The organism is Halobacteriovorax sp. GFR8 (assembly GCF_050955245.1).
GTDB lineage: Bacteria > Bdellovibrionota > Bacteriovoracia > Bacteriovoracales > Bacteriovoracaceae > Halobacteriovorax_A.
This window is the reverse complement of record NZ_JBPBLR010000002.1, coordinates 2217967-2236690: the sequence shown is the minus strand read 5'-3', so window position 1 is coordinate 2236690 and position 18724 is coordinate 2217967. Positions and strand designations below refer to the sequence as shown.

At 37.2% G+C, this 18724-nt stretch carries 20 protein-coding genes; 10 read left to right on the top strand and 10 right to left on the bottom strand.

Annotated features, from left to right (window positions below; all coding sequences use genetic code 11):
• The first annotated feature begins 6 nt into the window (after positions 1-6).
• Complete coding sequence (locus tag ACRXC1_RS11150) at positions 7-1923, top strand: sensor histidine kinase (RefSeq protein ID WP_433658806.1); 1917 nt, start codon at positions 7-9, stop codon at positions 1921-1923.
• A 23-nt stretch (positions 1924-1946) separates the two neighbouring features.
• Here the strand turns inward: ACRXC1_RS11150 and ACRXC1_RS11145 are convergent, their stop codons facing one another.
• Genes ACRXC1_RS11145 through ACRXC1_RS11135 form a run of 3 tightly spaced genes read right to left on the bottom strand, consistent with a single transcriptional unit; the run spans position 1947 to position 4908 of the window.
• Entirely contained in the window at positions 1947-2462 is a 516-nt protein-coding gene (locus ACRXC1_RS11145; protein WP_433658804.1) for a hypothetical protein, read from the bottom strand.
• Positions 2462-3826: a di-heme oxidoredictase family protein gene (locus ACRXC1_RS11140; protein WP_433658802.1), complete on the bottom strand. Its 1365-nt coding sequence runs from the start codon at positions 3824-3826 to the stop codon at positions 2462-2464. Before ACRXC1_RS11140 ends, ACRXC1_RS11145 begins: the two co-directional genes overlap by 1 nt.
• Positions 3820-4908: an imelysin family protein gene (locus tag ACRXC1_RS11135; protein ID WP_433658800.1), complete on the bottom strand. Its 1089-nt coding sequence runs from the start codon at positions 4906-4908 to the stop codon at positions 3820-3822. Before ACRXC1_RS11135 ends, ACRXC1_RS11140 begins: the two co-directional genes overlap by 7 nt.
• Positions 4909-5044: 136 nt before the next feature.
• Between ACRXC1_RS11135 and ACRXC1_RS11130 the strand changes: the two genes are divergently transcribed.
• The 5 genes from ACRXC1_RS11130 to ACRXC1_RS11110 all read left to right on the top strand — a co-directional run bounded on the left by ACRXC1_RS11130 (position 5045) and on the right by ACRXC1_RS11110 (position 8512).
• Entirely contained in the window at positions 5045-6196 is a 1152-nt protein-coding gene (locus tag ACRXC1_RS11130; protein ID WP_433658798.1) for a hypothetical protein, read from the top strand.
• 72 nt (positions 6197-6268) lie between these two features.
• Positions 6269-7234, top strand: a complete 966-nt coding sequence (locus ACRXC1_RS11125) for a deoxyhypusine synthase family protein (RefSeq protein ID WP_433658796.1) — start codon at positions 6269-6271, stop codon at positions 7232-7234.
• 25 nt (positions 7235-7259) lie between these two features.
• A complete protein-coding gene (locus tag ACRXC1_RS11120; RefSeq protein WP_433658794.1) occupies positions 7260-7616 on the top strand; it encodes a hypothetical protein in 357 nt (118 codons plus the stop codon).
• Entirely contained in the window at positions 7613-7987 is a 375-nt protein-coding gene (locus tag ACRXC1_RS11115) for a hypothetical protein (RefSeq protein ID WP_433658792.1), read from the top strand. The genes ACRXC1_RS11120 and ACRXC1_RS11115 overlap by 4 nt, the downstream gene beginning before the upstream one ends.
• Before the next feature lie 18 nt (positions 7988-8005).
• A complete protein-coding gene (locus ACRXC1_RS11110) occupies positions 8006-8512 on the top strand; it encodes an SRPBCC family protein (protein WP_392909016.1) in 507 nt (168 codons plus the stop codon).
• Here the strand turns inward: ACRXC1_RS11110 and ACRXC1_RS11105 are convergent.
• On the bottom strand, positions 8504-9241 hold the full coding sequence (locus tag ACRXC1_RS11105) for a sulfite exporter TauE/SafE family protein (RefSeq protein ID WP_433658789.1): 738 nt from the start codon (positions 9239-9241) through the stop codon (positions 8504-8506). The two genes, ACRXC1_RS11110 and ACRXC1_RS11105, sit on opposite strands and share 9 nt — an antisense overlap.
• Before the next feature lie 106 nt (positions 9242-9347).
• Between ACRXC1_RS11105 and ACRXC1_RS11100 the strand changes: the two genes are divergently transcribed.
• Positions 9348-10214, top strand: a complete 867-nt coding sequence (locus ACRXC1_RS11100; protein ID WP_433658787.1) for an MBL fold metallo-hydrolase — start codon at positions 9348-9350, stop codon at positions 10212-10214.
• A gap of 18 nt (positions 10215-10232) precedes the next feature.
• Here the strand turns inward: ACRXC1_RS11100 and ACRXC1_RS11095 are convergent, their stop codons facing one another.
• Positions 10233-11291 (bottom strand): CNNM domain-containing protein, encoded by a 1059-nt coding sequence (locus ACRXC1_RS11095; RefSeq protein WP_433658785.1) that lies wholly within the window; start codon positions 11289-11291, stop codon positions 10233-10235.
• A 183-nt stretch (positions 11292-11474) separates the two neighbouring features.
• On the opposite strand from ACRXC1_RS11095, the gene ACRXC1_RS11090 reads away from it, so the two are divergent.
• Entirely contained in the window at positions 11475-11924 is a 450-nt protein-coding gene (locus ACRXC1_RS11090) for a CBS domain-containing protein (protein WP_433658783.1), read from the top strand.
• Positions 11925-11958: 34 nt separating this feature from the next.
• Here the strand turns inward: ACRXC1_RS11090 and ACRXC1_RS11085 are convergent, their stop codons facing one another.
• Positions 11959-12318 carry a hypothetical protein gene (locus ACRXC1_RS11085; protein ID WP_433658781.1) on the bottom strand — a complete coding sequence of 120 codons (360 nt, stop codon included), beginning with the start codon at positions 12316-12318 and terminating at the stop codon, positions 11959-11961.
• A 33-nt stretch (positions 12319-12351) separates the two neighbouring features.
• Positions 12352-12738 carry a hypothetical protein gene (locus ACRXC1_RS11080; RefSeq protein ID WP_392909028.1) on the bottom strand — a complete coding sequence of 129 codons (387 nt, stop codon included), beginning with the start codon at positions 12736-12738 and terminating at the stop codon, positions 12352-12354.
• A gap of 99 nt (positions 12739-12837) precedes the next feature.
• Here ACRXC1_RS11080 and ACRXC1_RS11075 point away from each other — a divergent pair, with 99 nt between their 5' ends.
• Positions 12838-13632 (top strand): hypothetical protein, encoded by a 795-nt coding sequence (locus tag ACRXC1_RS11075; protein ID WP_433658779.1) that lies wholly within the window; start codon positions 12838-12840, stop codon positions 13630-13632.
• Here ACRXC1_RS11075 and ACRXC1_RS11070 read toward each other — a convergent pair.
• The 3 genes from ACRXC1_RS11070 to ACRXC1_RS11060 form a co-directional block, all read right to left on the bottom strand.
• The gene (locus ACRXC1_RS11070; RefSeq protein ID WP_433658777.1) at positions 13621-14679 is read right to left on the bottom strand and encodes a hypothetical protein; all 1059 of its coding nucleotides are present in this window, start codon (positions 14677-14679) and stop codon (positions 13621-13623) included. The genes ACRXC1_RS11075 and ACRXC1_RS11070 overlap by 12 nt on opposite strands.
• A gap of 67 nt (positions 14680-14746) precedes the next feature.
• On the bottom strand, positions 14747-16039 hold the full coding sequence (locus ACRXC1_RS11065; protein ID WP_433658775.1) for a Na+/H+ antiporter NhaC family protein: 1293 nt from the start codon (positions 16037-16039) through the stop codon (positions 14747-14749).
• Positions 16040-16072: 33 nt separating this feature from the next.
• The gene (locus ACRXC1_RS11060) at positions 16073-16513 is read right to left on the bottom strand and encodes a CBS domain-containing protein (protein ID WP_433658773.1); all 441 of its coding nucleotides are present in this window, start codon (positions 16511-16513) and stop codon (positions 16073-16075) included.
• Between the two features lie 189 nt (positions 16514-16702).
• Between ACRXC1_RS11060 and ACRXC1_RS11055 the strand changes: the two genes are divergently transcribed.
• Positions 16703-18682 carry a BCCT family transporter gene (locus ACRXC1_RS11055; protein ID WP_433659918.1) on the top strand — a complete coding sequence of 660 codons (1980 nt, stop codon included), beginning with the start codon at positions 16703-16705 and terminating at the stop codon, positions 18680-18682.
• Positions 18683-18724: the final 42 nt, after the last annotated feature.

Genomic DNA, 18724 nt, shown 5'->3' with positions numbered 1-18724 from the left:
TTTATAATGAGTAATATTAAGTCCATAAGTCAGGCCATTGCATTCTTATTCTTCTTTTTAAGCTCCCTTGTTCAAGCATCAGATGCTTTTGAAATTCTTATGCTGCATTCTTATGAAAAGGGGAATGTTTGGACCGAGGAACTTGATAGCTCCTTTCGTTTTCACTTACATCGTCGTAGTAATTATTCAATGAAGTTCTATACAGAGTATATGGATTCTAAAAGATTCTTTGGACGTGAATATGATGAGATTTTAGCAAAGCTTTATGCGACAAAATTTAGCACTCATAAAATTGATTTAATTGTAACCACTGATGATTATGCCTTTGATTTTGCCATCAAGTATCGAAGAGAGATTTTCAATGATGCTCCCATCATCTTTAGTGGTGTAAATGGCTATGATAAGTTTAAACGTGATCTCTATCGGACAGAGAAGAACTTCACGGGAGTTGTGGAAACTTTCGATGTTATTCCCACTGTTAAGGGGGCCCTTGATATCAATCCTACGGCCAAAAAGATTTATGTAATAAATACGCAATTTACTCCAACTGGCCGCTACCTCAAAAAACAGTTTGAAACTTCATTTGAAAAAATGAAGCTTAAGCAAAAAGTAATCTATATTGAAAATTATAATATGGAAGAGATCTATGAAATGGCCAAACATTTTGAGGATGACTCAATTATCCTCTTTGGAGTTTATGCAAGAGATCGAGACGGAAAGTATTTTGAGTTAGATGAAAATATTAAGAATCTTAGTAAAGTTTCAACACAGCCAATCTATGGTTTTAATAAAGTCTTTTTAAATAAGGGGATCGTCGGCGGAAATGTTTCTGATGGTACAATTTATGGAAGAGAGATTGCTCGAATGGCAGACGAGTTCCTTTCTGGAAAAAAGAAAATATCAGAGATCCCGCTAATTGTTGAATCGATTAATGACCTCGTTTTCGACCTGGATCAGCTAAAGAGATATGAGATTAATATTAATAAATTACCGGATAACTCTAAGATCATTAGTTACTCGTCTAGCTTTTTCCAGTTCTATCATGACTATAAAATGGAACTCTTAGTCGTTTTGGCCTGTTTTGTTTGCTTATGTATTTTCTTCTTTATTTTACTATACTTCTTTGAGAAGCAGCGTAGTTATAAAGACTCTCTCATTAAAGTGAATGAGAAGCTTGAAAGAAATGTCCATGATCGAACTGTACAGCTAGTGCAACAGCAGTCCCAAATTATCAACGCGGCTCGTTTGGCATCAATTGGTGAGATGGCCAGTGGTATTGCTCACGAAATTAATAATCCGTTAACAATTATTGATTTGAGTGCCAATCGAATTACTCAGCGTACTAGCTCTGAAAATATCATTAAGAGTGCTGGGCGAATCTCAAGTACAACTTTTAGAATTTCGAAAATTATTAAAGGATTAAAGCATCTTGCTAAGGATGGAGATAAGTCAAAATTTGCAAATTTCCACTTGATTGAAGCCGTAGAGGATGTCACATACCTGTGTTATGAAAAATTTAAAGAGAATGATATCGAATTCAATATTAATGTCGATGAATCAATTGTGATTCATGGCTCAATTGTTCAAGTCGCTCAAGTTCTTCTTAATTTAATCAATAACTCATTTGATGAGCTTATCAATGTTAAAGGCGAAAGAAAGATTAACCTAAAGGCGATTCCAATCAGAAAGCACGATCAAGAGTACGTGGAGATTTCTATTACTGATACAGGTAGAGGGATTCCAGAAGATATTCGAGGCAAGATTATGGAGCCCTTCTTTACAACAAAGAAGAAGAATAGGGGAACAGGACTTGGTCTAAGTATCTCTAAGAATAATATTGAAAAACATGGTGGCGAGTTTTATCTCGATGAAAGCTCATCTTTAACTCGCTTCGTTTTTACTATTCCACTTAAAGCTAAATAGTGGCACCACGGTGCCACTATATATTACTGAGCTCGTCGATCAAAAATTAACCTTACGTGATTTCCGTCGCAGACTTCATTTTCTTCATTTAGGATATCAACTGCAATATAACGAATACCTCTTTTTGAGGCTTCATATGATGAAGATTGAAGCTTACTCTTTAATAACTCTTCATTTTCGATACAAGCTTCAGGTGATCCATTAGTTTGTGATTTTGTATAATCAAGATCAAGTGTTCTCGTCTCTCTTGCACGATTAAAGAAAAGACCAAATTGACAAAGTTGACCAGATTCTGTGTTCCAAGATGTCTCAATTGAGAAGACATTTAAGTCACTATCTGCTGTTAAGAGATCGAACTTAATTCCTTTTTCTGAGAATATTTTTGGCGTTGTTGTGTATTCAACTTTGTAGCGTCTGATGAATTCACCACAGTCGTATCCTGTTCCCTTAACGAAGTATGTTGTTCCAGTTGGTAGTGGCCAAATTTGAGCGCTAACTGAAGATGCTAAAAGTATAGTTAGAAGAAATAGTCTTTTCATTATAGACTCCTAAGAAATTTAATTAGATCTTGGCGATCTTTCTTTGTTAATTTAATAAATTTGTCCTTAGACTTTTGTGCCTCTCCTCCGTGCCATAGAATGGCTTCTTGAAGGTTACGTGCACGGCCATCGTGAAGAAAGCGAGTGTGGCCATTGACTGTCTTAACTAGGCCTAGGCCCCAAAGGGGAGGTGTTCGCCATTCTCTTGTTGTGGCCTTCCCCTCAAATTCATAAGAGCGTGTATCATCGGCCAGCGCATCTCCCATGTCATGTAGGAGCATATCTGTATATGGATAGATTTTTTGATTATTTAATACCTGATACTTTGAGTTTGATCCTGTCGTAAATTCTGGCCTATGACAAGCTTGGCAGTTTATTTGGTGAAATACCTTTTTACCATTCTTAATTCTCGAATCATTAAAGTTTCTTCTAGCAGGAACAGAGATTAGCTGCGTGTATAGTGTTACCTTATCTAAAAGCTCTTTTGAGATATCTTCTTCTGTTTGTTTCTCTAAGCAATCAATTTGTATCAGGCTGCATTCTTCTGTTGGAAAAAGGGGACTTGTTATTCCTAAATCGCCATTGAATGCGGCAGCATTTTGCTCTAAGAGATTTGGACGAGAAGCTTTCCAGCCAAAGCGCCCAAGCATTTGTCTTTGTTCAATTATTGAAAAGACATAATTTGCACGGCCTGAAATGCCGTCATTATTTAAATCTTGAGGATCTTCTCCTGCAAGAATTTCTTCTTCATTAATATTTTCAAGAAGTCCAAGCCCAATCATTTGTGGACCGACTCGTGGTGAGACAATGGTATTGTCTCCTAAACTTCCATGAGTAAGCTTTCTAAAAATGTAATTTGGTTTTTTTAGCTCATAAGCTTCACCATCGGCAAAACTTCCTGTGATGGTTTCAAACTTTACGAAGACTTCACCTTCGCCTTTAACACCTTCTATACTATGAGGTTGAAATTGGTCGCCATAGGCGGGATGGGCCTGTAGATTCCCATCTTCTCCAATTGTTTTTAAACGAAAGAGAAGTGAGATATTAGTTTTACCATCATTTTCTGGAAGCCCACGTCCTCGTCCATCTAGAAGGTGGCATGATGTACAAGAAGTTGCATTAAAAATTGGTCCCAGCCCATCTCTTAAAGGAGTCGAAGAAGGGGATGTTATCCAAGCTCCTTTAAAGAAGCTATTTCCAACTTGGAATTGTCGCCTAAGCATTCCACGTGTACCACTCATCGGGTGTGAGAAAGCATTCACGGAAAAGTCCAGTGTAGTCCCGGCACCTGCCGGGAACTTTTCACTGGAATATGTATTAAAATTTAATACGAATAAAAATGTGAGAACAATAGCTCTTACCATTGTACTGGCGTCTCAAGTTCTTCAGAAATTTCAACAAGCTCAATTGCAAGTTGTTCCATCTCTTCGATTGAAGCTAGAATTTCTGGTCTTGCATTTTCATCTAGAATTGCTTGATCAAATGGTACAGGAAGACCTGCTAACATTTTATTAATCTTTGCAACTCTGTTGTGAATCGTTGTTGTAAGAATAGTGTTGTCTGTTAGACCTAGGATTCCTGTTGCTTTAAGTACATTGGCAACACCCCAGAAGTTCCACTGAATATCCATATGAGTCATATCAGAAAAACAAGAGTGCTCATCTTCTTGACCTTGAGTTTCCCAAGCGACAAACATTCTTTCACCTGAAAGTTCATCTCCTGACATATAGATCATTCCTGAAAGAATATTATTAAGGGCCTCTTTTTGATCTTTTGCTTCAAATGTAGCTCTGTAGTTATCTTTGTTTGGTGCCCAAGCATCAACTAGTTCAGTTAGGTGATCAATTAAAAGACTTGTTGCTGTTGATAAATATTCTGCACGTCTTTGAGCGTTCTTTCCAAGACCAATGACATAGTCTGTGTGAGGTCTATCTCCAGCGCCATCAACTGAAAGGTCCTGTCCCCAAAGTAGGAATTCAATCGCGTGATAACCAGTAGAGATATTCTTTTCACCATTGAGTTCATTAAGTGAAGTGAGAATTTCTTTTGAAATCACTGGATAGTCAGTTACGTTGTTTACGATACCTGCGTTTGGTGCACCTTCAACATAGTCGATATAAGCTTCATCTAGTGGCCATGCATTTAAAAGTCCCTCTGGACCTTCATCACTATCGATAGGGCCATTATAGAATCTGAAAACTTCAGACTGTCCATAAGGAGCTCTGGCTTGCCTCCAAGACTCTCTTGCCATTTCAAGTGTCATAACACCCGGGTTAGAGATGAAGAATTCAACGTCGTCTTGAAGAACAATCGCCTTATCAAGAGATTCTGTATAAGTCTTGTAAACTAGGTTTGTGTAACCTTTAATTACTGATTGTGCTGTCGTTGTAGCTGATGCATTTAAGCCTAGGCCTAATGAAATCAGTAAGATAGATCTTTTTAACATATTCTTATCCTTTGTAAAAACTATGATTGTTTGTTGAAACTATGGTTTGATACATCAAACTAAAGTTAATATCAACGATTAAATTCAGTTTTTTATTAAATTAGACTTTGTTTATGTAGAGTGATTTAATTTTTTTATGTATTTTTTTCGAATTATTTTTGCTGTATTCCTTATTACTCGCTTTGTGGGAACAGTCGTGGCCCTACCTATCGGCCATGAAGCCGGCTTTTTAGGTAATACTACTTCAAGGCCTGGAGATATTGGCGCTGCTATCAATTTTCCATCTGCAACTGCCTTTATGAATAATGAAGAGACTCGAATCTATTTTGGGCTAATCTATACTCGTCAGGATATTGAAATTGAAGGAGCTGGCTCAAAATTTGAAGGCCAATTTATTCCTTACTTTACTGGGTTTGCAACAAAGTTATTTGGTATTACATTCACAAATTTTATTACCTACTCAGGTACTAATAATGGTCAGCTAAAATTTGAACAGAAATTTGTTGATGGAATTGCATCGATTCAGGCAGAAGAGACAGTTATGGGAATATCTGCGGCCAAGAAATTTGATAAGAATTTCGCTCTTGGAGTTAGTCTCAGTCTTGATATTCAATCAACTAAATCCTTTACGTCTGCAAGTGGAACTTTTGGTGGTAATGACTATGTGGCCAGTATACAAGATGTTGGAAAGTATATAATAGGGAATGCGAGAATCAGTGCTTCTTTTGAGAATAGGGGGAGTTTTCTATCTGCTAGTATTTTCTTTCCTGGAGTTAAGTTGTCTTCAAAAGCAACAACAGATTCTTTAATTTTAGTTGATGGTTCTGGTATTAATAAATCTACGACAACAACACGTCCTGATATTGAATCAAACTTTGGCTTGAACTTTGGTTATAGCTATCTCAACTCCTCTTGGAGGCCATCTTTTGATATCTTTTATGACCTTTCTTCAAAAGGACTTAACCTTGAAGAAGGTTCCAATAGAACCTTTTCATTTGCGGACTCTTACTATTTAAAATTTGGACTTGAGTCTCCAGAGTATCAGCTTCAGTCTCTTTTTAAGGGAACAAGTATTTCTTATTTATTTGGACTTGAGGTAAGTGAGTCAGTTGAGGATGAGATTACAACAGATGAAACTAATCGAACTGGGCAAGTGACATTTGGTATAAAGCTTGCGAGTAAAAATACTAGCCCTATCTTTGGCCTTTATTATCAGGATCAGAAGACAGATACCAAGGCGAGTATCTTTGGTCTCATGTACTCTTCAAATTATAATATTTTTGACTAATTTATGTAGACTTGGGTCTATATTGTGGTGTAATAAGTCTCGTTCTATTTTGGCTATGTCAGGAGATTTATTATGAGTACAATGGCCCAATTCTTTAGTCGCAATTATCGACATTTTAATGCCGCTTCACTAGTTGATGCATCAAAGGCTTACGTTGACCATTTAAATAGTGGAAAGAAGATGATGATCACTCTAGCTGGTGCCATGAGTACGGCCGAGCTTGGGGTTTCTCTTGCTGAAATGATTCGTCAGGATAAGGTTCAAATTCTTTCTTGTACAGGTGCAAACCTTGAAGAAGATATTATGAATCTTATCGCATACAACCACTATAAGCGAATTCCAAATTATAGAGACCTAAGTCCCGAGGAAGAAGAGGAGCTTTTAGAGCAAGGTTTTAACCGTGTGACTGATACTTGTATTCCAGAAGAGACTGCCTTTAGAAAACTTCAAAAGTATCTCTTTGAGGAGTGGTCAAATGCTGCTAAAGCAGGAGAAAGGCTTTTTCCTCATGAGTTTTTATATCGAATTCTACGTCGTGAAGATTTCGCTAAAGAATTTGAAACTGATGTGGCAAACTCTTGGGTTATGGCCGCTTGTGAAAAGAATCTTCCTATAATCGTTCCTGGTTGGGAAGATTCAACAACGGCAAATATCTTTGCTTCTTACTGCCTGACAGGAGATCTGGAGCCATCACTTGTTAAGAATGGAATTGAATACATGATGTTTCTTGCAAAGTGGTACCCAGAAAATTGTGGAGATGGTGGTATCGGGTTCTTCCAAATTGGTGGCGGAATCGCGGGAGACTTTCCAATTTGTGTTGTTCCAATGCTTAACCAAGATATGGAAGACGATGTTCCTCTTTGGTCATACTTCTGCCAAATCTCTGATTCGACAACAAGCTACGGTTCTTATTCAGGAGCTGTTCCAAATGAAAAGATCACTTGGGGAAAACTATCTTCTAAGACCCCAAGGTTTATTATTGAATCAGATGCGACAATTGTCGCACCACTTGTTTTCCATTACGTATTGGAAAACTAAGCTCATTGCTCTAAGATAGAGGGGCATGAGAATACAATTTTTATACAAATTTGGGGCATTCTTTTTAGGATGCCTTTTTTGTTTCTTCTTACATTCACAACTCGGCTGGTCTCCAGTCATTGCCTCTTCAACAGTTGGCCTAATCGCTGGTCTCATTCCAATGAGGATGACTCTGCAAGCGGCCGTCTATAGTGGAAGCTTTGCGGGCATGTGTTCTAGTGAGTTGGTATCAAATTACTGGGAGATCTTAGGAATCTCTCTTATTGGTGCGATTCTTTATTTTTATACATTAAGAATCTTTCAAGGCTTTGGTGGAAAGCTTGGAACGATTGCTTTTGTTAGTGTTGCCCTATTCTTCTTTATCAAGGGGAGTATCATATGATAACTGCAATTGGAGTTTCTCTTATTGGTGCACTTTCAACTTTTCATCTATCTCATTTTAAAAAGATAGGGGCCATTAGAGCTTCTGCACTTTTAACTTTAGTTGCTTACGCTATCTTATACTTTATAGTGCCCAATTATGAAATGATGGCCGTCATTTTCTTTGGCTCAACCTTTGTTGGAATGAGTTGTCCTACAAAGATGCATAATTATACCATTATCATTGGTGCTGTTTTCTTTGCTCTCTTCTTTCAATATCTCGTTCCATATCTTAAAGGATATGGTGGAGCACTTGGAACTAGTGCATTCTTGAGTGTTTTAGTCACTCAATTGGTTTTATATCTTGGACGTAAACTTGCCAGATCAAGTTAAGATTGCCATCATTTTTATATGAGAAATCTTTTACTTCTAATTACGCTACTTATTACTAATATTACTTTTGCAATTGAAACTGTCCAAGTCACCGGCAGTATCGAAATCAATACACCAATTGAAGAAGTTTTTGAATTTGTGGCCGATCCAATGAACGATCATCATTGGCGTAGTGAAGTAAATGATATGGCAACGAATTCTCGTACTTTTGAAGTTGGGAGTACTTTTAGAGAAGATGCGTGGATTGGAATTCGTAAACACTTTATTACAACGACAGAACTTATCGAATTAAATGCTCCTCATCAGGCCTTATTTGAAACAGTAAGATCAAACCCATATTTCTTAAGAAGCAATCGCATGTTTAAAGAAAGTGATAATGGAACTATCTTTACGTATGTGGTGGACTTTGATCGTCGTATGATTAAAGAGACCTTTGGCTTTAATGCAAAGCCAGAGGTCGTGGTAAAATTATATGGTGTTCTTATGAAAAAATACCTGAAGAAATTAAAGAAGAAACTAGAGTAGAGTTTCTCTAATAATCATAAAGACTCCCATCACAATTAAGAAGTAACCAAAAATCTTTTTAAGCTTTTCTTGCGGCAGCTTATGAGTCAGCGCCGAACCAAATTGTGACCCAACAATTGCTAGAGCTGTAAAGATAGCAATAAACTGATAATCAAGCTCTAGGTTAGGTGAGTTGATAATATTTCCCACAAATCCAATTAGAGAGTTAATCGCAATAATCAGTAGGGAAGTTCCAATGGCCTTCTTCATTGGGACATGAAAGAAGTTTACCAGTGCTGGAACAATGAGGAATCCGCCACCAACTCCAATGAGCCCAGTTACAATCCCGACGACACTTGCGGCTCCAAAAATCGTTAGATTTGATGAAGATTTAACTTTGATATTCTTGCCGTTCTTTAGCATTGAAACTGATGCCAGGAGCATAATTCCTGCAAAGATATAGAGTTGAACCTGTCCACTTATGAAAGATGCCAGATAAGTTCCAAGATAAGTTGAAAGCATTGTCATGGCACCAAATTGAAATGCTAATTTCACCATAACATTCCCATTCTTGTGGTGTCTTAGAGTTCCCATAAAGCCTGTTAGACCGACAATTGCTAAACTCATGGTAATGGCAATCTTTGGATCGATTTTGACAATATAAACTAAGATTGGAACCACGAGGATTGACCCGCCTCCACCTAAAAGTCCAAGAGTTGTTCCCGCGATAAGTGCTAATAAATATGCCATGTATATTTCCTCCTGAAATCAGTATAGGGGATTAATTTTTCTTAAACATTGATGGGGGTCAATGTCTTTTCCCATAAATTTATTTACTCTATGATAGGAGGAAATTATGGATAATTTAAATATAAAAACATTCTTTGATGAGCAAACTTACACACTAACTTATGTTGTCTATGATGACGTGACAAAGGATGCTGTGATTATCGACCCAGTTCTTGATTATGATCAGGCATCATCAACAATCACAACAGAGTCAGTTGAAAAAGTTGCAATCTTTGTAAAAGAAGCGGGACTTAAACCTCATTATATTTTAGAAACTCATGCTCACGCAGATCATTTAACTGGTGCGCTAAAGCTTAAAGACTTTTTCCCTGGTGTGAAAGTTGCAATTAATGAGAATATTAAAATTGTTCAAGAAGTTTTTGGTGCAAAGTTTAATATCTTAAAAGAGATTAAGCTTGAAGACTTCGATGCCTTCTTAAATGAAGATGAACCACTAGTGGCAGGAACTATTGAAGTAAAAACGATCTTCACTCCTGGGCATACTCCAGCATGTTCTTCATTTATCATTGGTAATAATGTCTTCACTGGAGACGCTCTCTTTATGCCTGATTATGGTACCGGAAGATGTGATTTTCCTGGTGGGGATGCAAACGCACTTTATGACTCAATTACAAAGAAGCTTTATACATTACCAGATGAGACAAATGTTTACACTGGTCACGATTATCAGCCAGGTGGGAGAGAATTGAAGTATAAGAGCACAATAGGTGAGAATAAGAAGAGTAATGTACATCTTAGAGAAGATACGAGTCGTGAAGAGTATGTACAATTTCGTACAAGTCGCGATAAAACACTTGCTGCACCAAAGCTACTTCTTCCAAGCATTCAGGTAAACATTCGAGGGGGGCATATGCCTGAGCCTCAAGATAATGGAGTTCGTTACCTTCAAATGCCATTAACATTTAAAGATTAAAAAACTAATAAGAGAGTGCTACAGGTGCTCTCTTTTTTTCTCTTCTGCTAAGATCTCATCCTTGGCCTGACTTTGTAGATCCTCAACTTCGTCAAATTCGTCCATAATTTCTATGCCAAAGAAGGTCTCAACAATATCCTCAAGTGTAATCACACCTAGAATTGTTCCGTAATCATCACTTACCATGGCGATATGTTCTTTTTCTCGAATAAAGCGCTTAAAGAGGTTTCGAAGAGGGGTTTGGCGATTGATAATAGCAATAGGCCTTATAATTTGTAATTCATAAAGCTTCTTGTCTCTATTGTTTTCGATAATTGACTTTGCAATATCTTCTTTATGGATATATCCGCTGATGTCGTTAACAGTCTCACCAAAACAAGGGATACGTGTCACAGGGGCCTTTAGATCGTATACAGAGGCGATAGTATCTTCAATATTTACCATAAAGACCTTGCGGGCAGGAGTCATGACTTCTTCAATGACTTTTCGAGATGCCAAAAGTGATTCTTTTAAGAATTCTCCCTCATCTTTTGCTAGTGCCTTTGTTTGAACACCTAATTCAATCATTGATTCAACTTCTTCTCGACTCATCTTATGTTCCGCTTCTGTCTTCAATAACCTCATCAGTGTCATTGATATAAAGAGAATTGGCTTTAAAATAAAGATCAACGGTGGAAGAATCTTTAATAAGAAAGGAGTTAGGCTCTTCCAGTAGTGGTGACCAAGAGACTTTGGAATAATTTCTGATAGGTATAGGATGGCCAGGGTTAAGATAATTGATACAGCTGAGAGGTAGTACTCTAAGTTGGCACCACTAATTCCCATTTCTTTAAATAATTGAATCGACTCCGAACCAACTCCAGCGGCACCCAGAGTGTGGGCAAATGTGTTAAGAGTGAGGATTGCGGAGATGGATTCATCTTTATTTGAGGCGTACTTCTTCAATGCCATGGCATAACTACGATTCTGGCGTTGGGATGCCAAAATGAAGCTGGGGGTAATAGAAAGCAGGACAGCTTCCATAATGGAGCATAGAAAGGAGACGCCTATCGAGATGACTATATAGACTATTAGCATTTTTATACTTTAATTTGGCTTTAATTTTGTGTCAAATTAAGTAACGCCCAAATATAATACATAATATATATTAGATGTTAGTACCTTATCGTTATTGTCGGCCATGGGCACTTGTTCATAATGATAGCTAAGGGGCCAAGTTTAAGTTAAAATAATGGGGATTAATACAAAATTGAGGTTTATATGAAAGTAACTGAATTTATGACTAAAGATGTAACAACTTGTCGCGATACTCAAACTGTTGCAGATGCTGCAAAAGCAATGCTTGAATTAGGTGTGAGTGTTATGCCAATTCTAGATAGTAGTGATAAGCTTGTTGGAATTGTAACTCAATCTGACTTTATCGGAAGAGAAGTTGAGATTCCACATGCACTAGCTTCTATCAAGAGACTATTTGGAATGGATTATAATCTTGGTGATGTAGAAGATATTTACAAGAAAGCAAAGAATAAGCCACTATCAGAGATTATGACAAAGAATGTAACAACTGTTACTTCTGATTATTCGCTAACTGCAGTTGTTGAGCTTATGATGAAAAAACAACTTAAGAGAATTCCTGTATGTGACGGGGATAAGCTAGTTGGTATCATTACAAGAAAAGATATCTTAAAAGCTTTTGAAAGTGTAAAATAAAAAAGGCCTCGTTAGAGGCCTTATTTTTTTCTTTTTATTGCATTTCTGCAGTCATTTCACAATTTACTGATTCTACATTGTACCAGTTAGCTTCTTGAGTTGCGTGGTCGTAACCATCGTATAGCCAAGATTCAACTGTAATTTCATAGTGATCAAACATGTTTTGGTCGTATCTTTGCTTTCCTGTGAAAGTTGATACGAACTTGTAGTCTACGATACCTTGGTCAACTACAACTTTTACTTTCTTTGTTGAAACAAGAGTAAGGTCTTTCATAACGTTACAGTTGTTAATGATAGCATCAACGATTTTGTCGTTGTGACGTACTTCAAAAGTTGAGTTGATGATTGAAGCTGATGCCGAAAGAGTCATAAGTGCTACTAGAATAAATTTCATTTTTTTCTCCGTTGTTAGTAAGTGTATTATTAATTAAAGATTACAATTTCCTTTCACATCAGATAGTAATTGAATCGATAGCTTCTCTTCGTAACGGCGCCAGTTACTATAGTCAGCATCTTCAATTTCAATCTTGATGTCATTTAGGTTATTTCCAATATTATCTAAGTGGGTAAGTTCAATTTTGTAGTAGTAATCAGTAATCCCTTGATCAACTCGATCTTCAGAAATTGCAATATTTCTGATATCAAATCTTTCTTGAGAAAGTCCTAGAGAACACTTCGTTAACTCTTTTGAAAGATAATTTCTAATCTCTTTTTGAATTTTAAACTGACCTGTTAAGATTACTCTTCCGCGCTCAACACCGTTTCCAGCATAAGTCGTAAGGCAAATTAGTAGCAGAGCAATTAGCTTTTTCATTTATTATTATCTCCAAATTTTATTAATGAATGAGTTCTATAATTCCGATAATTCATTGAAAAGTATTCTATTAGGCGACAATCGCCTGTCAGGAGATTTATGAATCACTTTGGTCAAGATTTGGTTAAGATTAGAAAGGCAAACGGTTATAAGAGTGCGAAATCATTCTATGAAGTATTGGCAAAGAAAGGTTTGGATTGCAATTATCAATATTTCGTTAAGATTGAAAAAGGGGATGCTTTTCCTTCTTCTGCCATTGTTAATCAAATTGCTAAATGTCTTAAGACTAAGGATGCCAATATTCTTATTTTGAGCTTTTGTCGCAACCAATTCTCTTCTTTTGATTACTTATTTAAAGAGGATAATCAGAGTGATGAAAAAATCATCGAAGTCGCTTCAAAGGCCAATCAAGGACAGCGCTACCTATCTGTCATGCAGATCAATACGCTTGCCCAAACGAAGTCTCATTACTTTCTTTTTCTTATTTTGACCCTTTCAAGAAGTGCTTTGAAGATTAGTGAACTTAAAACTTACGCCATTAAAAAAAGTGTCGTTAACGATCTTATCAAGGCCGAGATTGCCTTTGAACAAGATGGCCTAATCTATGCAAGATCAACTGAGTTTCGCTTTCCAAAAGAGGAGAGTGAGGCCATTAAGAAGGCCTATGGTAAGTTTGATGATTGGGATATGGAATTTGGCAGAAACTTCAAGTTTCAAAATCTCGTGAATAAGATGATGATTCGAAGGATCTCGCCTAGGTATCTTTCTCTTATTAAAAACCAAATCGATTCAATTTCAGATATCGTGCGCTTATCAGACGAGTCTGATAATCGCTACAATAACGAAGTTCTACATCTTCATATTTCTCTTAATCGAGGACAATTACCTGGTTAGGAAAGTTTTAAAGAAGTCATCCTTGGCCTTTAGAAATAAAGGGTAGCGGTTGTCATCTTTTATCTTTGTTTTGATATTAGTGATAAGACAATCGTTGCTCTTACATGTTTTACGAGCGCTCGAGATTAACTTCTCTATGTAGCTTTTAACCGGCGTATGAGAACAGCTTGATCCATTTAGGTACTCTTGCCCTAAGAAAATATAGTCACGAATAAAGGCGTACTTCTTTGGAGAAACTTTCTTTAAATGAGTCGGGTTTAAACGGTAAGCAGAAATACTTTCTGCTGCATCTTCGCTTGGATTTGTTTGTCCATAAAGTGAGACCATTTCATCGCGGTTATAGCGCCATCCCATAGGGTGATCGATCCATCCAGACATATCCCACCAAAAAGATGAGTAGTTTAAGTTATAGAAGTAGGCGAGGTTATGTCCAAGTTCATGAAAGAGACTATAGGCCTTTCCATCTTCATCAAGTTCGCGATCCCAAGGAGCGTAAAGCTCAATTGAAGCATTCGCAAAGATCATTCCACGATGGCCGTAACCGATATCTTTCTTTATATGGCGAACAAGTCTTTTACTAACCCAAAGCTTTGGAAGGTGAGCTGGAAGAAGATTTACACCTTTAATAATGGCATCCATTTGTTCAAGATCAAGTAATGCCGCATCCTTATTTGCATATGGAGAAGTATTAAGGCCATACTTAAAAAGTAAGAAGATTGATTTTTCAATGAGTTCATCACTTTCAAATAACTCTTTAAGCTTACAAGATTTAGTCTGACATTTATTGGCCGCTGCTATTTTACTTTTAAATTCCGCTTTATCTTTTAAACCATTGTAGACATAAGTCTTAACAAGTAGTGAATAGGCTTCATCAATTTTTGTATTGAGATAGGGCCTTGCATATTGTGTGATTTGCCAATTACTTGGAACCTTGGTGCTACATTTCGCACTATTTACTGTCTCAAAACTAGCGGCATATTCACTTAGTGCATATGCTTGAATTGATAATGAGATAAATAATAAATACTTAATGAAGGATTTTTGCATGAGTCTTTATGACAAAAATCCCTGTCGATCTCAATGGAAATAGGTGAAATCGCAATAATTATACGGTCTAACGTCTCGTAAAGATGAAGCCTAGGGCGATAAACGGTAGAATCATACAATAGTAAGAGTTTGTGACAACTTCCCAAGGAGAGATCTTAAATGTCACTCCTAGAAGTAACGCTTGGGCACCATAAGGAAGTAGGCCTTGAACCACACAACTAAAAATATCAATGAGAGAAGCACTTCTCTTAGGTGAAATATTTCCCTGTATCGCAAGCTTCTTTGCAATAGGGCCTACGATAATAATAGAAACTGTATTATTTGCTACGCACATATTCGTAAGAGCAGATAAGAGTCCTATACCTATTTGATCAGCAGCGTTCTTATTCAAGTGCGCCAACTTTGAAATAAGTTTTTGAATCTTATGAGAGATATAATCTAGTCCACCTTCTGATCTAATGAACTCACTTAGCCCACCTATCAAAAGAGAAAGTAAGAAGATCTCCTGCATATTACTGAAGCCTCGATAAGTCAGTCCTATAATTGTTGAAATATCAAAACCATTAAATAGAGCGACTACTCCTGCGAGGATAATTCCACCTGATAAGACTACAAAGACATTCACTCCTAGGATAGCAAGTAAGAGAATGAAGAAGTATGGGAGTCCTAAATATAAATTTGTCGGCTTTTCAAATACTACATTTGGAGCAGAAATAAGAAAGAAGTAAACAATAATAGCGATAAGCGCCGCAAGTGATGCAATTTTAAAATTCTCTTGAAATTTATCTCGCATATTACAACCCTGAGTCCTTGTGGCAGCAATGGTCGTATCAGAAATGACAGATAAGTTATCACCAAACATCGCACCAGACATAACTGCTCCCGCTAGGATTCCTAGGTTGATATCTGTTTTGGTTGCCATTGAAAGAGCAATCGGTCCAATGGCCCCAATCGTTCCCATTGATGTACCCATCGCAGTTGAAACAAGGGCCGAGATAACAAAGACCCCTGGGAGAATGAGGGAGTTTGGAATGATCGATAGTCCGAGATTAACAATGGCATCAACTCCACCTGTCTCTGTTGCAATCGTTGAAAATGCTCCAGCAAGAAGATAGATGAGACACATGGTAATAATATCAGGGTGTCCTATTCCTTTTACAAATTTAGAAACATTATTATTGAGAGTATCTTTTGTCATAAAGAAGGCAAGAAAGATTGCAGGTAAAATTGCAATTGGTGCAGGCACTTGATAGAAAGCATGCTTAATGCCTTTCATCTGGAAATAAATTCCAGAGCCTAAGTAGATAATGACAAATAAAACTAGCGGTAAAAGTGAAATCTTTTGCTTAATATGAGACATGAAATCACCTTACCATATGGCAGCAAATTGAGTCTAGAGAAATGACTTAATGATATCTTTTCGTGTGACGATACCAACAAGTTTATTATCTTTTATCACAGGTACTCGCTTGATATGCTTTTCAATCATAAATTGGATATAGCCCTCAAGATCAGTCTCTTCTGTTAGGGACTTCACATTTCTAGTCATGACTTCACCAACCCTTACTTCTTTAATAATCTCGTATGTCTTCTCAAGTTGAGTGAAATTTAAGTTATGTCCAAACGCCTGCTTAAGCTTTACCATTGCATGGGGAACCTCAACTTCTTTACCAACAAAATCAGACTCAGTAATGATACCGACGACATCACCATCTTTATTTAGGACAGGTAATGCACTAATTCGTTTATCACACATTAACTTCGCAGCGTCTTTTACAGTCTTATCTTCTGTGATCGTAATAGGCTGCTTTGTCATTATTTTTGTAATTTCCATATTTACCTCGTTGTTGTAACAGAAGCTATAACGGTGGGATTCATGATTGGTGTGAGTAATAAATTTGTTAAGTTAAATCTAAAAAATTTAACTTTAAAATTCTTGGCCAATCTGTCGATAAGAATGCATTGGTTTTTATACGTTATTTTGTGTTGGTCCCGGTACGGGTCCAATTAAGGGGAGTTTGTTATCAATAAGGAATCGAAATCGACGGAAGTCGTCGAATCAACAATTAACAAAAATGTTTTCTTTACCTCAGCTTTCTTCATTCTCTTAATCACTGCCATTGGCTCTTTTTGGCCAGGACATTTAAGTCAGTTTTTTAAGGGGATACAAGCTTGGTTAATTGCTAAGGCCAGTTGGGTCTATGTTTTAGCAATGGGAATCATTTTATTCACGTCACTATGGCTAATGGTAAGTCGCCTCGGTGATATTAAACTTGGCCCAGACCACTCAGAACCTAGTTATACAAATCTATCTTGGTTTGCCATGCTCTTTTCAGCAGGAATGGGGATTGGTCTACTTTTCTTTGGGGTTGCTGAGCCAATCATGCACTTCAATTCTCCACCAGTGGGGGATCCTCAGACTATCGAGAGTGCTCGTGAGGCAATGAAAATTACCTTCTTTCACTGGGGACTACACGCTTGGGGAGCTTATGCTCTTTTGGCCGTTTGTCTGGCTTACTTTTGTTATCGAAAAGGTTTACCGCTACTTCCAAGATCTGCGTTCTTTCCTATTTTAGGTGATAAGGTACATGGTCCACTTGGTGATATCGTCGATACATTTGCGGTTATCGGTACAATGTTTGGTGTTGCGACATCTCTTGGTTTTGGTGTTGCTCAAGTCAATGCTGGGCTTCATTACTTAATTGGTATTCCACAATCAGAAACAATTCAAGTAGGACTTATTGCTATTATTACGGCAATGGCCACTGTTTCTGTTGTTCTTGGCCTTGATGGCGGAATTAAGAAATTATCAAATATCAATCTTGCCGTTGCGGTTTTACTTCTAGTTGCAGTAATGGTCTTAGGTGATACTGTCCATCTATTTCAACAGTATGTTCAAAACACTGGATCGTACCTTTCAGACATTATTTACAAAACTTTCAATCTTTACGCTTATGAGAAAAAAGAAGAGTGGATTGGTGGTTGGACACTTCTATACTGGGGTTGGTGGATTTCATGGTCACCGTTTGTAGGGATGTTTATTGCACGTATTTCAAGAGGGCGTACCATTCGTGAATTTATGATTGGAGTACTATTTGTTCCTGCTGGTTTCACATTCCTTTGGATGACTGTATTTGGTAACTCTGCCATTTCAATTGCACTAAAAGATACAAGTGGAAAATTCGTAGAAGCAGTTACGGGTAATGTTCCTGTTGCTCTATTTCGCTTTTTTGAGTTCTTTCCATTTTCGAGTGCACTTTCAATCCTAGGTGTAATCCTAGTTGTTACTTTCTTTGTGAGTTCATCTGACTCAGGATCACTTGTTATTGATACTCTTGCTTCTGGTGGGAAACAAGAACCACCTGTTTGGCAGAGAGTTTTCTGGGCCGTAACAGAAGGTGTTGTGGCAGCTGTTCTTCTACACTCTGGGGGACTAGAGGCCCTGCAAACAATGACGATTGCCTCGGCATTTCCGATGATCTTCTTATTGTTAATTGCGGTTTATTGTTTAATAAAGTCTTTACGTAGTGATTATCTCTTACGTAATCAGGTTCTTAATCATACAAGCTCTGTTCAGTACGAAAAGGCGAGTATGACTTGGAAGGAGCATTTAAACGCTCTATTAAGTCACCCTAAACACAAAGTTGCTGAAGAGTTTTTAACTGATGTTGTTGAACCTGGGCTTAAAGAATTACAACAAGAATTTATCAAGAATGGACTAGAAGCGGTTATTCGCTATGGTAAAGATGATGCAATCTCTCTTGTTATTGAGAAAGAAGGAGTTGAGGATTTTAAGTATGAAGTTTACTTAAGGTCATTTGAAGTTCCTGACTTCTTACCTGGTAATCAAGAGAAGTATTATCGTGCAGAAGTCTTCCTACTAAGTGGTGGGCAAGAGTACGATATCTATGGTTACTCAAAAGAACAAATTGTTGCTGATGCTGTGACTCAATATGAAAAGCATTATCAGTATCTGCATTTAACGAACTCGGAGCTTGTTTAGCTCTGACACGAATACTTGGCAAATAATTTTGGTTATTTACTA

Excerpts from the sequence above, each read along its gene's own strand:
- ACRXC1_RS11115 (WP_433658792.1), top strand. The coding sequence starts at position 7,613 with ATGATAACTGCAATTGGAGTTTCTCTTATTGGTGCACTTTCAACTTTT.
- ACRXC1_RS11130 (WP_433658798.1), top strand. The coding sequence starts at position 5,045 with ATGTATTTTTTTCGAATTATTTTTGCTGTATTCCTTATTACTCGCTTT.
- ACRXC1_RS11120 (WP_433658794.1), top strand. The coding sequence starts at position 7,260 with ATGAGAATACAATTTTTATACAAATTTGGGGCATTCTTTTTAGGATGC.
- ACRXC1_RS11135 (WP_433658800.1), bottom strand. The coding sequence starts at position 4,908 with ATGTTAAAAAGATCTATCTTACTGATTTCATTAGGCCTAGGCTTAAAT.
- ACRXC1_RS11090 (WP_433658783.1), top strand. The coding sequence starts at position 11,475 with ATGAAAGTAACTGAATTTATGACTAAAGATGTAACAACTTGTCGCGAT.
- ACRXC1_RS11100 (WP_433658787.1), top strand. The coding sequence starts at position 9,348 with ATGGATAATTTAAATATAAAAACATTCTTTGATGAGCAAACTTACACA.
- ACRXC1_RS11095 (WP_433658785.1), bottom strand. The coding sequence starts at position 11,291 with ATGCTAATAGTCTATATAGTCATCTCGATAGGCGTCTCCTTTCTATGC.
- ACRXC1_RS11060 (WP_433658773.1), bottom strand. The coding sequence starts at position 16,513 with ATGGAAATTACAAAAATAATGACAAAGCAGCCTATTACGATCACAGAA.
- ACRXC1_RS11140 (WP_433658802.1), bottom strand. The coding sequence starts at position 3,826 with ATGGTAAGAGCTATTGTTCTCACATTTTTATTCGTATTAAATTTTAAT.
- ACRXC1_RS11150 (WP_433658806.1), top strand. The coding sequence starts at position 7 with ATGAGTAATATTAAGTCCATAAGTCAGGCCATTGCATTCTTATTCTTC.
- ACRXC1_RS11085 (WP_433658781.1), bottom strand. The coding sequence starts at position 12,318 with ATGAAATTTATTCTAGTAGCACTTATGACTCTTTCGGCATCAGCTTCA.
- ACRXC1_RS11070 (WP_433658777.1), bottom strand. The coding sequence starts at position 14,679 with ATGCAAAAATCCTTCATTAAGTATTTATTATTTATCTCATTATCAATT.
- ACRXC1_RS11065 (WP_433658775.1), bottom strand. The coding sequence starts at position 16,039 with ATGTCTCATATTAAGCAAAAGATTTCACTTTTACCGCTAGTTTTATTT.
- ACRXC1_RS11145 (WP_433658804.1), bottom strand. The coding sequence starts at position 2,462 with ATGAAAAGACTATTTCTTCTAACTATACTTTTAGCATCTTCAGTTAGC.
- ACRXC1_RS11080 (WP_392909028.1), bottom strand. The coding sequence starts at position 12,738 with ATGAAAAAGCTAATTGCTCTGCTACTAATTTGCCTTACGACTTATGCT.
- ACRXC1_RS11110 (WP_392909016.1), top strand. The coding sequence starts at position 8,006 with ATGAGAAATCTTTTACTTCTAATTACGCTACTTATTACTAATATTACT.
- ACRXC1_RS11125 (WP_433658796.1), top strand. The coding sequence starts at position 6,269 with ATGAGTACAATGGCCCAATTCTTTAGTCGCAATTATCGACATTTTAAT.
- ACRXC1_RS11075 (WP_433658779.1), top strand. The coding sequence starts at position 12,838 with ATGAATCACTTTGGTCAAGATTTGGTTAAGATTAGAAAGGCAAACGGT.
- ACRXC1_RS11105 (WP_433658789.1), bottom strand. The coding sequence starts at position 9,241 with ATGGCATATTTATTAGCACTTATCGCGGGAACAACTCTTGGACTTTTA.